The 15,243-nt window shown below is 59.3% G+C and carries 7 protein-coding genes; all 7 read left to right on the top strand.

The features are described 5' to 3' along the window. Positions 1 to 299 precede the first annotated feature (299 nt). Entirely contained in the window at positions 300 to 2,198 is a 1,899-nt protein-coding gene (locus ACFOTD_RS24100; protein WP_378122495.1) for a DUF2961 domain-containing protein, read from the top strand. A gap of 231 nt (positions 2,199 to 2,429) precedes the next feature. Continuing rightward, positions 2,430 to 4,049 (top strand): response regulator, encoded by a 1,620-nt coding sequence (locus ACFOTD_RS24105; RefSeq protein WP_378122496.1) that lies wholly within the window; start codon positions 2,430 to 2,432, stop codon positions 4,047 to 4,049. Beyond that, a complete protein-coding gene (locus ACFOTD_RS24110; RefSeq protein WP_378122497.1) occupies positions 4,046 to 5,860 on the top strand; it encodes a cache domain-containing sensor histidine kinase in 1,815 nt (604 codons plus the stop codon). Before ACFOTD_RS24105 ends, ACFOTD_RS24110 begins: the two co-directional genes overlap by 4 nt. 294 nt (positions 5,861 to 6,154) lie before the next feature. Beyond that, complete coding sequence (locus ACFOTD_RS24115; protein ID WP_378122498.1) at positions 6,155 to 10,744, top strand: chitobiase/beta-hexosaminidase C-terminal domain-containing protein; 4,590 nt, start codon at positions 6,155 to 6,157, stop codon at positions 10,742 to 10,744. A gap of 600 nt (positions 10,745 to 11,344) precedes the next feature. Beyond that, positions 11,345 to 12,289 (top strand): ABC transporter permease, encoded by a 945-nt coding sequence (locus tag ACFOTD_RS24120; protein WP_378122499.1) that lies wholly within the window; start codon positions 11,345 to 11,347, stop codon positions 12,287 to 12,289. 26 nt (positions 12,290 to 12,315) lie between these two features. Next, on the top strand, positions 12,316 to 13,257 hold the full coding sequence (locus ACFOTD_RS24125) for a carbohydrate ABC transporter permease (RefSeq protein ID WP_378122500.1): 942 nt from the start codon (positions 12,316 to 12,318) through the stop codon (positions 13,255 to 13,257). A gap of 97 nt (positions 13,258 to 13,354) precedes the next feature. Further along, positions 13,355 to 15,151, top strand: coding sequence for an extracellular solute-binding protein (locus ACFOTD_RS24130; RefSeq protein WP_378122501.1), 1,797 nt, complete (start codon positions 13,355 to 13,357; stop codon positions 15,149 to 15,151). Positions 15,152 to 15,243 lie beyond the last annotated feature (92 nt).

Below are 15,243 nucleotides of genomic sequence, written 5' to 3' on the forward strand. Positions count from 1 at the left end.
CTTTTTTGAAAAATTTTATAAGATTAGGCTTCATGTAAGCCAATTTATGCAGCGGATCAACAAGCATCCGTTGCAGACCATTGATCGTCTGCTTGTTCGGTTATGATATTAATTGCGGTCTATATAGATCAAATGTTTCATGAACAGTTATCTAAACGAAAATGACATTTCCAACGCAAGGGAGCAACAAAATCAGAAAATCCTTCAAGCCGTTTTCGCGCGAAAAAAACTATCATAGGTGAAGGCGCAGCGGCCGCGAAGCCGCTGCTCACTATGGACTGACGCGGAGGATACGGTACATGAACGACGATAGAAAGCCGCCGAGGGGCATCGCCAGCCTGGAGCGGTTCGACCTGCTGCCGCTGCTGCGGGACGGCGTACAGGTCCACTACGAAGGCAGCATCGACAAGCAAGGCTACAACGCGGACTGGGACTGGCTGCTTTACAAGGATGGCGACGAGTTCGTTATATTTGACGTCGACGGGCCGGGCTGCATTTATAATTTCGTGCAGCATCGGTATCCGGACAGCCCGGAGCCGACTTTTCGATTTTACTTCGACGGAGAGGCGTCGCCCCGCTTTGAGATCAAGCATTCCGAATTCGGCATGAAGGCGCCGTTCGTCGCGCCGCTCGCCGGCGCGTATCTCGGGCCGGAAGAAGGCGGGCGCGGCCCGATCCGCGTCGTGCGCAGCTTCGTGCCGATGCCGTACGCGAGATCGTGCAAGATCACGACCGATATTCGCTTGAAGGGAGCGGCCAAAGGCGACGGCGGCTGGGGACATGTCGTCTATCATTCGTACGCGGAGGGAGACGACGATCTCATTTCGTTCACGGGGAATGAGTCCTATGACCGTACGATTGACATCTGGACCCGCGTCGGCGAGGACCCGAAGCCGGTCATGCCGTCAGAAGCGACCGCTCATCGGGATCTCTCGATACCGCCGGGCGGCTCGGCCGTCGTATTCGAGGCGCAGGGAGCGGGCTGCATCGTCTCGATGCTGGCCAAGACGCCGGGGATCGGCGCGAACGATCTGTGGATCCGCGCGACATGGGACGGGCATGAATCGCCTGATCTGGAAAGTCCGATCGGCGCATTCTTCGGCAACGAGCTGGGGATAAACGCAATCGGCATCCTTTCCCATGGCACGCGCGCGGACGGCGTCTCGTACAACTACTTCCCGATGCCGTTCTGGCGAGGCGCGCTTGTCGAACTCGTCAATAAGGGAGACAAAGCGGTTCATATCGCCAGCTGGGACGTTCGCAGCGCGTCCGCGGAATCAGCCCTAGAGCGATATTCGGAAGGACGGGCAGGTTACTTCCGTTCCTCGTCCTATCGCGAATCCAGGGCGACGCGCGGAGCGGATGCCGTCATCGGGCGCATCGCAGGGAAAGGGCATATGGTAGCCGCGCAGGTTACGGCGTTTGCCCGCAAGCCCGGGACCGTCAGCTGCGAGGGCGACGTTCGCGTCTATATCGACGGCATCGCGACGCCGCAGATCGAGAGCGACGGCTCGGAGAGCTATGTCTGCTACGGCTGGGGCTTCCCGACGCCGCCGGAGACGAATCCGTCGAGCGGGTACGACGGGCTGCCGGACAACCCGTGGTCGATGGTGCGGCTGTGCGCGGGCGATTGTTATCCGTTCCGGGAGCAGCTCGTTTTCGGCATCGAATCCGGAGATTATAACAATCAATATTTGCGGCATTCGGGCATTTTGTTCTACTACGGCGTAGATGCGCCCGGCCTGCTGCTCACCGACGAGCTCGACGTCGGGGACCGCGGCTCCGAGGAAGCGCACGGCTACGCCGCAAACGGAGCACGGGGCGGCTATTCGCTGGAAAGCGGCTACGAGGACGGCACCCGTGAGCTGCTGAAGGACACGGGCAGAGAGACCGAGGGCTACAGCGAATTCACGGTCGCGATCGATCCGCGCAACGCCGGAGTCAGGCTGCGGCGCAGGTCCGACCAGATTACGGGACGGCAGCGGGCGCATGTATACGTCGACGGCGAGCGCGTCGAAGCGCGCAGCTGGTATTTCGCGGATCGCAACCCGTACAAGCGATGGCTGGAGGACGAATTCGAGATTCCGTCCAAGTACACGGCAGGCAAGACGGACATCACGGTGCGCCTTGCCTTCGAGCAGGAAGGCGAGAATCGCGTCTGGAACGAATTTTATTACTGGGTTTACTCGCTCGTATAAAAAAGAAAGCCGGCGCGGGCTTGGATGCGCCGGCTGTTCGGCGTTCGGGCAAAATCAAGAAAATCGTAAAATCGTTCAACCTCCGGCCGTTTCCTTCGCTTTATGATTAAAACACCCGGTCGACCCCGCGATAACGCGTACCCTGTGTCCCGCAAGCTTGTCCGCGGAACGCGAATCGGTTATATTCGAGGTCGAACGAAGGAATGCCGATCGGACCGGAGGGATGCCGCGATGTACAGGGTGATGATTGTCGAAGACGAGATGCTCGTCCGCGTCGGACTGAGGAGCTCCGTCGACTGGAGCAAATACGGCATGGAGGTCGCGGCCGATCTGCCCGACGGACAGGCGGCATGGGACTATTACGAAAAAGAAAAGCCCGATATCGTCATTACCGACATCCGGATGCCGCGGATGGACGGCATGCAGCTGATCGAACGGATTCGCGAAGCCGACAAGGCAACGCGCATCGTCGTACTCTCCTGTCTGGAGGAGTTCGATCTGGCGCGCCGGGCCATGTCGCTTGGCGTCTCCAACTATATATTGAAGCTCACGATGACCGAAGCGGAGATCGGCGGCGTCCTCGAAGGCGTGCGCCGGAGCCTGGACGAACAGAGCGTGCGCGGCCAACCGGGCGAAGGCAAGCCCCATCCGTCCAACCTGGATCTGGTGAAGGAGAAGATGCTCAAGGATTTTCTGTTCTACAACATTTTCTCCGCCGATGAATTCGAGCGCTTCGTCGTCCAGCACGGCTTGCGCCTTCAACCGGTCCGGCTGGTCGCCTGCAAGATGGAGCTTGACCGCTTCGCGCGGATCCAGGAGAAGTTCAAGGACGAGCACGGGCATCTGATCAAGATGACGCTGCTTAACGTACTCGGGGAGATCGCGTCCGCCGCTCGCCGCGGCGAGGTTTTCTGCATCGACGACAAGCACTACGTCATTTTGCTGTCGTTCGAGGACGTGGCGTCCGAGCAGTCGATTCAGCAGGAAACCTATGGCATGCTCAGCCGCATACAGGAAGCGATCTCGACGTACTTCGGCGCGTCGGCTTCGTTTGGCGTGAGCGGCATCCGCAGCGGCTACAAAAACCTTCCCGCGCTATATGCCGATGCCGGAAAGGCGCTGAGGCATAAGTTTTTGACCGGCACCGGACAGCTTCACCGCGTCGGTCAATCCCCCGATCCGGGAGGCGTGCGCGCCCGAATCGCCCGTCTTCGGGAATCCGCGCCGCTGCGCACGCTGCTGTCCCCGATCAAGCAGAAGGAATACGAGGCGTATCTGGCGTCGCTCGAGGCGTCCTTGTCCGATGATCGCAAGACGATCGAGTCGCAGCTCTTTCATTTCCTCCAATGGGTGGGAACGAGTCTGTACAACGACGGACAAAATGAAAAAACGCTGCTCATGAACGTCACGGAACAGCTCGAGGAGGCGGACACGCTGCTCGAGATGCTCGATTGCGTATCCGTTTTTTTCGCCGAAATCGTCGAAGAAACGCGCAACAGGCTTCATATGAGCAGCGATATTACCAAGGCGATCCAGTATATCAAGCAGCATTACAAAGAAAACATCAGCCTGCAGGCGGTCGCCGATCACGTGAACCTCAGCTTCAGCTATTTGAGCTTTTTGTTCAAAAAAGAGCTTCAGATCACGTTCATCGACTACCTGAACCGGTACCGGATCGAGCGGGCCAAGGAGCTGATGGCGGCTACGCAGATGAAGTCTTACGATATCGCGGTCGAAGTCGGCTTTTCGCCGGAATACACGTACTTCAGCAAGGTATTCAAAAAAGTGACGGGTCTTAACCCCAACGACTACCGCAGGCAGCGGACGAGCGGCCAGGCGGCCGTCGAATGAAGCTGCCGCACGCCTTCCGGAGTCTCCGTTCGCAGCTCGTGCTGTCGTACATGCTCATCAGCGTGCTCGTGCTGTCCGCCGGCACGTATTACGTTTATTCCTTTATGCTGAGCCAGATCCGCACGCAGAACGAACGGCTGCTGCTGCAGCAGTTCCAGCAGGTCGATCACAACATCCACGGCGTCGTCAGCGAGGTTGACCGGCTGTCCAACCTGTTCTGGGTCGACGAGCAGATTCAGTATTTGCTCCAGAACATCTCGGACAAGCGCAACGTCGACTTCGTCAACTATCAGAACCTGCTGCAGAACCGCATCGAGACGTTTATTTTTAACTACAATTATATCCATTCGATTTATCTGACCGCGGAGCAGCAGGGCGTCGTCGGCGGCAATGCGGGACAGACGCTCGTGCAGACGGAAGAGGAGTGGGTTCGGCTTTTTTTCAAGTCGGACGCATACGTGCGCTCGCAGCGCGAGTTTCCCAAGCTCATCGTGCAGGGCAACGTGAAGGAGTCGTACTATAATCCGTACAAAACCGGAGCGAACGATGCCACGCTGGTCAGCATGCTTCGCGGCGTGCGCAGCATTTACGAGCCGCGGACGAGCGGCACGCTGATTTTTAACATCGACGAGCGTTATCTCGCCTCCATGTACGCGTCGGACCTCAGGCCCGTGGACGGGGACATGTTCATCGTGGACAAGGACGGCGTCATCGTATCGAGCAACAACAAGGAGAAAATCGGCAAGGCGAGTCCGTTCGTGCCGCAAAAGGAAGGGGCGCCGGCGTACGGAAGCCGCGACGAGAAGGGCGGGAGCGTCCAGACGGTCTATTACAGGCTGCAGGATGCGGATTGGTACATCTTGAAGGAAGTCCCGCTCGGCCTGTATGCCGACCAGATTTACAAGATGCAGCGGGCCGTCGCGCTCTTTTTTATCGTCAGCCTCCTCATTATGTTCGCGCTCTCCTACGTGTGGCTGCGCAAGATCATGAACCCGCTGCAGGTGCTCTCTGGCAAAATGAAGGACATGAGCCGGGGCGAGCTTGGCGTCACCTTCGACCGCGTGCCGGACAACGAGCTCGGGACGGTCATCCGGCGGTTCAACGAGATGTCCCTCAGCATCGTGGAGCTGATCGATAAAAATAACAGCATGCAGGAGCAGAAGCGGGAGACGGAGATCGAATCGCTGCAATACCAGATCAACCCGCATTTTCTGTACAATACGCTCAACATGGTCCGCTGGATGGCGAACATGAAAAAGACCGACGATATCGAACGGAGCATCGTGGCGCTCGGCAACCTGCTCAGGCCGGTATTCTCCAGCAAGGACCCGATGTGCGAGCTGCGGGACGAGCTGGCTTACTTGACGCATTATATCGGTATCATCAACATGCGGTTTAACGACAGCGTCCAATTCGACATCGACGTGGACGAGACGACCGCTTCCTGCCTTGTGCCGCGCTTCATCCTGCAGCCGCTGGTGGAAAATTCGATCGCGTCTGGACAGCGCGAGGAAGAACAGGAAATTTTTATTTCCATTCTCGCGAAATCGGACGGCGGCGAGCTGCGGATCGTCGTCAGCGATTCGGGCATCGGCGTCCCGCAGGACCTGCTCGAGGAGCTCAACCGCAGGTTCGAAACGGGCGAAGCGTATGAATCGGCCGGCGGAGGCAGCGGCATCGGGCTGCGCAACGTGAACAAGCGAATCCGCTTATACTTCGGCGATCAATATGGCTTGCGGTTCGTTCCGCGCGACAAAGGGGCGGAGGTTGAGGTCCGCATGCCTTCGCTTCAGGCTGAGCGCGAAGCTTGAGAATCGGCATAGCATGGCCTCGTCCATATGGGCGGGGTCTTTTATCGTTGTCGTTTACCTTGCGACTTGAACGGATTTTAAAATCGTTCAACCGGCAGGCGCGGCCTTGGCGCCCTTTTTTCAAGCGGATCGCGAGATCGTTCATATGAACCCGCTTGCCAAGCGATTATGTTGAGGAAGACGGGGAGCCGACCGGCGCCCGCGAGTGTCGATCAAAAAGCGGAGGTGATCGGGCGGAACGAGTTGTAAGCGGTTACCGTTTATACACACCCTTCAAAAGGAGCGATTGTGAGGATGATGATCAGGAAATCCAGGTTCGGCGCGCTTGGCGCCGCAGCGCTATTGCTGTCCGCCCTGCTGCCGGCCGGCCCGGGGACGGGGAGCGCGGTCGCGGAGGCGACGACGGCGACAGAGAACGTTACGGTCAGCATCGATACGGACAACGTCATTAACGATAATTTTCTCGGCGTCGGCGTGAACGTCATGCCGCTCGCGCTCATGCCGAAGTCGGCAAGCTACGGCTACGACGGGCCCGAATGGGAGATCGACAGGAAGCGGATCGACACGATCAAGCCGAAGGTCGCGCGGCTCTGGTTCCAGGTCGATTGGGTCGAAAAAGAGAAGGGAATCTATGACTTCGACAGCGAGGAGATGGAGGCCGTCTATCCGTATCTGGATGCGCTCAAGGCGGCGGGCACCGAGATCGAGCTCAACTTCGGCTGGAAAAACGGCGAGGAAATTCACGACTGGTTCGGCTTGCCGGGCGTCGATCCTTGGACGAGCGCGCCGGCCGACGTCGACGATTTCGCCGAATCGGCATCGAATACGCTTCAGGAACTCATCGACGAACGCGGATACGACAATATCAAGTATCTGACGTTCTACAACGAGCCGAACGGCAGCTGGGACTTCGAGACGGGCGGCGACAAGGCGAACCAGCAGCAGTACTACGCCAACATCGTCACGAAGGTCAGCCAGCGGCTCGCATCGGACGGCTTGCGGGATCGAATCGGCATCTGGGCGCCCGAAGAGACGAGCGCGACGGACTGGACGACCGCGCTGCATACGCTCGCGGACGCGCATATCGACGGCTACAGCTTTCACATGTACGGCGCATCGTACGAGAGCCTCGGCAGCGAGATCGCGGCCCGCAAGGCGGCCGTCTCGCCGAAGAAGGTGCAGATGACGGAGTTCGGCTGGTCGGCGGACGATGCCAGCGGCTGGAATTCCGGCTTCGCCAACTATGTCATCCGCGGCGCGAACGAGGGCCTTCAATCGGCGCTCGTCTGGCAGCTGAACGGCGTCTGGAGCACCGACCCGCTCGGCGACGTCAACGGCAACTACACGATGTGGGATTCGGTCGTGCAGGGTCTGACGGCCAAGCGGACGTTTTATTCGGCGGGACTTCTCAACCGGTACGTGCCCGCGCATAGCGACGTCGTCGAAGCGCAATCGAGCTCGCCGGACGTTCGCGCGGCCGCCTTCAAGACGGCTGGCGGCGATTATGCGATTCTCGTCGAGAGCAAGGCCGGCGCGCCCAAAGACATAACGTTCGACTTCGGCGGTACGGCGATCGGCAAGACGTTCGTGAAGCATGCGTACAGCGACGCGGTTGTAAGAGACGGCAACGCGCTGCTTCCGCCCGCTTCCGGCAGCTTCGCCGCGACGGACGCGTTCCGCGACGAAGACGTAGGCGCGGACTACAACTTCGCGATCTATACGACCGAAGCTTCGCAGACGCAGGTCAAATTGACGCCGGTCGAAGCCAAGGTGGCGGGCGGCGATACGCTTCAGTTGACGGCGGACGTCATTGACAATTCGGCCGGCGTGAGCTGGACCGTCGTCGGGACCGGCAACGGCACGATCGACGCGAACGGCCTGTATACGGCGCCCGACGTGGACACGGAGCGTCAGGTGGCGATCAAGGCGATAAGCCAGTCGGATCCGGACGGCTACAATATCGCCAGCGTCACGGTGACGCCGCGACCGCTGCCGACTCGGGTCGACGCGCCCGTGCTAAGCCTGCCGTACGGCGTTTACGATTCGTCGGAGGCCGTCACGGTCACGACGGGTACGCCTGGCGCAGAGATCCGGTATACGATCGACGGCAGCACGCCGACGGCGGCTTCGCCGCTGTACGAGCGGCCGGTCATTTTGAAGACGTCCACGACGCAGCTGTTTAAGGCCAGGGCCTTCAAGGCCGGGCTCGATCCGTCCGGTACGACGTCCGCGTTCTACCGCATTCTCGATGTCAGCGTCGCTCCGGACGGCTATCAGTTCTGCGCATACGAGGGCGGCGAGTGCTACTATGAAGGCGAGGGCATCGTCGCCTACGGGGCGGACGGTCTGTTCAACTACAAGATCGCGACAGGCGGCACAGACTGTACAGCCGCTGTATTCGGCGACCCGAATCCGGGCGCGCCCAAGCGCTGCTACTACAGCGAGGACGTACCGGATGAGCTGCCGCTCGTCACCTTCTACAATGCGGGCTTTGAAAAGCCGGCGGTCGCGAGCTACCGGAACGGGCCGTTTACTAACGGCTGGGTGTTCAGCGACCATACGGGCGTGCACAGCAATACGAGCGCGTTCGCTCCGCCGCCCGCGCCGCAAGGGGTGCAGAGCATGTATCTTAAAACGGACGGCGGCATCGACGGCAGCTTCTATCAGGAGATTAACTTCAAGCCCGGCGAATACCAGGTTTCCTTTAAAGCGGCCAACCGCACGAGCTTCGGCGGGCAGCAGACGTTCGACGTCTATTTCGACAACGCCTTGATCGGCAGCTTCGCGCCTTCGGGCTCTTACACGACGTTCCGCACCGACAGCTTCGAGACGGCGGGCGGCAAGCATACGATCAAGTTCCAGGCCACCTCGCATACGGGCGACAACACGGCCTTTATCGACGCGGTCGAGATCGGCCTGCCCAAGCCGCCGGAGCCGGCGACGCTGCTCAACGCGGGCTTCGAGTCGCCGGCTGTAACGGCATCGAGCGGCGTGAAGGCGGGCGCCTTCGCGGACGGCTGGTCGTTCAACAACCGGGCCGGCATTCAGAAAAACGGTTCGGCGTTCGGGGCGAAGGACGCGCCGGAAGGCGTTCAGACCGCTTTGATTCAGACGAACGGCGGTCTTGCGGGCGAGATCAAGCAGACGCTCGGCTTCCCGGCAGGCCGTTATAAGCTTTCCTTCCAGGCCGCGCGACGCGGCTATGGAGGCCAGCAGAGCTTTGACGTCTACTTCGACAATACGGCAATCGGTTCTTACTCGCCGACGTCGCAAGATTTCAAGGCGTTTAAAACCGGCGGCTTCGAGGTCTCGACGACCGGCAGCCATACGATCAAATTCGCGGCGGCGACGACGAGCGGCGACAACACGGCGTTTATCGACGACGTTAAGGTGATCCTGATCGAGGAGGTCGCGAACCAGAGCGCGCTAGCAAGCAAGAAGAGCGAGATCGTCTCTGAAAACCTGCTGGCGGCCGACTACACGGACGCAAGCTGGGCGGCGCTGCAAAACGCGCTGACGGCGGCGAATGCCGTGCTGTCCGACGCGTATGCGACGCAAGCCGAGACGGATGCGGCTTTGTCGGGGCTGACCGCAGCGCGCGCGGGACTCGCGGCGTTCGTGCCGTCGCTTGCGAACGGCGGCTTCGAATCGCCTGCCGTCACGAGCTACCGGGTCGGACCGATGACGTACGACTGGACGTTCAACGGCCTCTCCGGCGTGCAGAAAAACGGCTCCGTGTTCGGCGCGCCGACAGCGCCGGACGGGACGCAAACCGCGCTGATCACGTCCAAAAACGGCGCGCAAGGCGAGCTGTCGCAGACGATCCGTTTCACTGCGAACACCTATACGGTATCCTTCCAGGCTGCGCGCCGGGATTTCGGCGGTCAGGTCGCCTTCGACGTCTATTACGATACGACGCTGCTGGCCTCTTTCTCGCCGTCGAACAAGACGGGTTTTGCCGCATTCGAGACGCCGATCTTTACGGCGACGGCGGGCAATCATGGGATTCGCTTCGTGACGACCAACGCTTCCGGCGACAATACGGCCTTCCTGGACGCGATCGTCGTGCAGCAGGTCGAGCCGCCCGCGGACCGGACGCAGCTTCAGGCCAAGCATGAGGCGATCACGGCCGAAGGCTTGAACGAAGCCGCCTATACGGCAGGCAGCTGGTCCGCGCTTCAGACGGCGCTGGCGGCGGCGGGCGCGACGCTCGCAAACGAGGCGTCCACGCAGAAGCAAATCGACGCCGCGCTGTCGGTGTTGACGGCGGCGCGCGCGGGTCTTGCTGCCGAGCCGCAGGCTGCCGCGAAGCCGGGCATGCCGGTGTTGTCCAGCGACAATGGTTACGACACCGGCCTGCTCGACGGCGATTATAAAATTTCGATGAACCTCTGGTACGGCGAAAATGCAACCCTTTACAAGCTGTACGAGAACGACGTCATGATCGATACGCAGCGGCTTGCAAGCGCTTCTCCGGCCGCGCAAACGGCATTTACGCAAATCTCGGGGCGAGTCGACGGCACCTTTCGTTACCGTGCCGAGCTGATCAATGCTAAAGGGGCGACGACGAGCGAGGTTCTGACCATAGTCGTCAAAGACGCGAAGCCGGGCAAGCCGGTGCTGTCCGCGAACAATTGGGACGGGGACGGCAACTACGACGTGGCGATGAACATGTGGTGGGGGACGAACGGAAGCGCGTATCGTTTGTACGAAAACGGCGTGCTGATCGATACGAAAGCATTGACTCCGGGCACGCCGTCCGCCCAGGCTGTAACGACGGCGATCTCGGCAAGGACGCCGGGCACCTATGAATACCGCGCCGAGCTGTCCAACGCGGCTGGCGCGACGACAAGCGAGACGCTGGTCGTGCTAGTGACGAAGTAGGTTATGGAAAGCAAGTAATATCAGGTTATTCAAGCGAGCCGTTTTGGCGAGCCGGCGAAGCCGGAGCCAAGGCGGCTTTTTGTTTTCAAACAAGCCTTCGGTGCTGCAACCGCCCAAACCTCGCTTACGGCCCGCGATCCGCCGAAACGCCCAGCTCCAGCGACGCATTTCTCGCTTACAGCACACTAGCCGGCCCTTGTAACCGCAAAAAATGCGGCTACAGGCACCAAAACCACCTTGCCGGCTCCTATAACCGCAAAAAATACGGCAACAGGCACCGAAACCACCTTGCCAACCTTGTAACCGCAAAAACTGCGGCTACAGGAACCAAAACAACTTTGCCAACCCCTGTAACCGCAAAAATTGCGGATGCAACCATTGAAACGACCATACCCGCCGCCAAAATCCCAATGTCGCGCGATCCCCGTTCGCCCCCGGCCCCCGCGCTTTTGTTCAACCGGCCGCAAAATCGTTCAATCCGCCGCATGCGCGCCTCTAATTATTTCAACGAGATCGAGAGATCCTTCATTCGACACGGTCCCGAGGCCTTCTATAATGAGGACATCAAGAGAGAGACTATAGGAGCAAAGGAGAACCGCTATGGAAATCACGACTGCGAGCCAGACCGGCAAAAAGCGGCGCTTCAAATCGAGTCACCGGCGAAAGGACGGGTACAAGCTGCTGCTTGCGGCGCTGCCGTTCCTTCTGATCGCATTCGCCTTTAGCTACGTGCCGCTGTTTGGCTGGATTTACGCCTTTTTCGACTATCACCCCGGCATCCCGTTGTCCAAGACGCCATTTTCCGGCCTCGACCGGTTCAAGGAAATGTTCAGCGATCCCCGGATGGGGCCCGTGCTGCTGAATACGCTGGCGCTGAGCTTTCTGTCGATTTTGACCGCGCCGATCCCGATGCTGTTCGCCATCATGGTATCCGAGGTGCGCAGCGGCTGGTTCAAGCGGCTCGTGCAGACCGTCTCCACGCTGCCGCATTATATCAGCTGGATCATCGTGTACGCGCTGGCGTTCAGCATGTTCAGCACGGAAGGGGCGGTCAACACGTTCCTGATGAAGCTGGGACTCGGCGGCGCGCCCGTCGACGTGCTCGGCAACTACGAGCGCGTATGGACCGTGCAGACGCTGCTGCTGCTGTGGAAATCCGTCGGCTGGAGCGCAATTATATACCTGGCCGCCATCGTGAGCATCGACAGCGAGCAGTACGACGCCGCCAAGGTCGACGGCGCGGGCAGACGGCGCACGATCTGGCACATTACGCTGCCGAGCATCATGCCGACGTTTATCGTGCTGCTGCTGCTATCCATCAGCAATCTGCTGTCCGCGGGATTCGAGCAATACCTCGTGTTCAGCAACGTGATGGTCGCGGATCGCATCGAGGTGCTCGATTTGTACGTCTACCGGCTCGGGCTGGTCACCGGCGATTACTCGTACTCGACGGCCGTAGGGATGTTCAAGTCGATCATCAGCATCGTGCTGCTGTTCACCGTCAACCTGTTATCCAAAAAATTCCGCGGCCAAGGCATCGTTTGACCGTCTGATCGGAAAGGGGCTTCCACATGAACACGCATACCGCATCCAAGCCGGCGGCCGTCGCTTCGAAGCCGGAGCGGCGAAAGCGGCCGGTCGACTACAAGGACCTGACGTTCAACTTTTTCAATTACCTGATTTTGACGGTGCTCGTGCTTGCGACCATCTATCCCTTTTACTATATCTTCATTTATTCGATCAGCGACTCGATCGAGGCGCAGAAGGGCGTCACCTTCTGGCCGGCGGGCCTCTCGCTCAAGGCTTACGAGACCACGGTACAACTGCCGGGCATCATGGACGCCGCCTTCGTATCGCTGTCGCGGACCGTCGTCGGCACGTTCATTACGGTTTTCTGCTGCTCGTTCTTCGCCTATCTGATCACGAAAGAAGAGCTGCCTTTTCGCAAAACGATCTACCGGTTCGTTCTCGTCACGATGTACTTCAACGCCGGTTTCATCCCCTGGTACCTGACGATGAAAACGTACGGACTGCAAAACAGCTTCCTGCTGTACGTGCTGCCGACGGCGCTTGCGGGCTTTAACGTCATTCTGATCAAGACGTTTATCGAGCAGCTGCCGGCTTCGCTCGAGGAATCCGCCAAGATCGACGGCGCGGGCTACTTCAAGATTTACACGAGCATCATCTTCCCGCTGTCGATGCCGATCATCGCGACGATCGCCGTGTTCGCCGCCGTCGGGCAGTGGAATACGTGGTTCGATAACTACTTTCTCGTCGAAAATCCGAAATTGCAAACGCTTCAGCTCGTGCTCTACAACTTCCTGAATCAATCGAGCAACCTGTCCAACGCGACGACGGAGCAGCTCAACCGCGGCGATCTGGTCCGCACGCTGACGCCGCAGTCGATCCGGATGGCGATCACGATGCTCGTGACGCTGCCGATCGTGCTCGTCTACCCGATGCTGCAGCGCTACTTTGTCAAAGGCATCATGATGGGCGCGGTCAAAGGCTGACGTTCGGACGCACGCAGCGGTTTTCAACCGACAAGCTTGGATTATCCGGCGTTATCGCCGATAATTATAAATCTCGACTATTTATAGGAGGGTTACAATGAGAAAGAAAGCTACCCTTAAGCTGGGGGCCATGATGCTGGCAACGACTTCGCTGCTCCTGTCCGCCTGTTCCGGCGGCAACAACGGCAACAATGGAAACAACGCTTCGCCGTCCGCGACAGCATCGGCAAGCGCAGGAGCAAGCTCGGCCGCCGCAAGTCCGAGCGCTTCGGCCGAAGCGGCCAAGGATCTGGTCACGCTCCGCGTGCTGGTCATGGAGCCGGGCACCAAGTGGAACAAGTACAACGAAAGCCCGGTAGCCAAAGCGATCGCCGACAAGATCGGAGTCAAGATCGAATACGTCGAAGCCGACGAAAATAAATTTAACGTCATGCTGGCCAGCGGCGACCTGCCCGATATCGTCCGTTCGGACGTCAACAAATATCAAAAGCAGCTGATCGAAGGCAATCTCGTCGTCCCGATGGACGATCTCCTCGCCGAACATGGCAAAGACATTACCGCAAACATTCCGACGGTCGTCGACTTCAGCAAGAAAAATTGGAGCAACGGCACCGGCAAGCTCTACTTCCTGCCGCCGCAGGTTCAGGCGAAGTCGGGCAAGTTCGTCCGTCCGATCACGATCGGCCCGACGATCCGCTGGGATTGGTACAAGGAAGTCGGCGCGCCGGACGTCAAGACGATGGACGATCTGCTGAACGTCGTCGACCAGATCGTTCAGAAGCATCCGAAGACCGACGACGGCAAAAAGGTGTACGGCGTTTCGATGTGGCAGGATTGGGGCTTGTGGCCGTACACGATCCCGCCGATCATTTTCAACAACATGGCTGGCGTGACGAGCGATCTGACGATGCACGAGACCGGCAGCACAAAGTTCATCAGCACGCTGACCGACGAGACCTCCAACTTCTGGACCGCGATGAAGTTCTACTTCAACGCCAACCAGCGCGGGCTGCTCGATCCGGATAGCCTGACGATGAAAAACAACGATTACATGGCCAAGGCGACCTCCGGCCAGATCGTCGTCGGACCGGCAACCTGGGCGATGGGCGACTTCAACGCGCAGCATACGAACGACGGCAAAGGCTTTATCGTCATCCCGGCGGGCAAGTACGCCTGGACGGGCGAGATTCGCCCGCTCGGCTGGCAGGACAAATCGTACAGCATCTCCAAGAGCTCCAAAAATCCGGAGAAGGCGATGGAGTTCCTGAATTATATTTATTCCTACGAAGGCGCAAGAACGATGTACAGCGGCGTCGAAGGACAGAACTGGAACCTGACGGACGGCAAGCCGACGCTGACCGAGGACTCACTGGCGCTCAAGGCGACGGGCGGCATTCCGCTCGAAACTTCGGGCATGTCGCTCGACCTGAACATCATCGGCCTCGGCGGCGACGTCGCCAACCCGCAGGACGGCCAGCCGCTCAACCTGTTCAATACCGAAGAAGCGCTCGTCAAGGCTGCGACGCCGCTTGAAAAAGACTTCGCCCAGCACTATGGGGCGTCTTACTCCGGCGAAGTATTCGGCAAGCTCATCAAGGAAGGCAAGCTCGTGTCCGCCACGACCTGGATGGACAATATGAGCGAGGACCAAGTGCTCAAGGAAAACACGGTCCCGGGCGTAACGCTGACGGACGACTGGAAAAAGAAAGAGGCTTCGCTCAAGGAGCTCGCTACGCGCCAGGCGGCCAAGATCATCTTGGCGAAGGACGAAGCGGCATACAACAAAGCGAAGGCCGAAGCGCTCGACGCCTTCAAAAAAGCGGGCGCGGACGATTTCACGAAGTTCTACAACGACGAAGTTCAAAGACTGAGAGCGGAGCACAGCCTGCAATAAAGGCCGCCGCGCGCGGCAAAGCCGCCATGACAGGGAGCCGGAGCCGAGAGAGGCTTCGGCTCCCTGTTCGTTCGATGAAATCAAACGGATAG

Origin of the sequence: Cohnella sp. GCM10012308, from assembly GCF_042649185.1 — a bacterium.
Taxonomy (GTDB): Bacteria; Bacillota; Bacilli; order Paenibacillales; family Paenibacillaceae; genus Cohnella.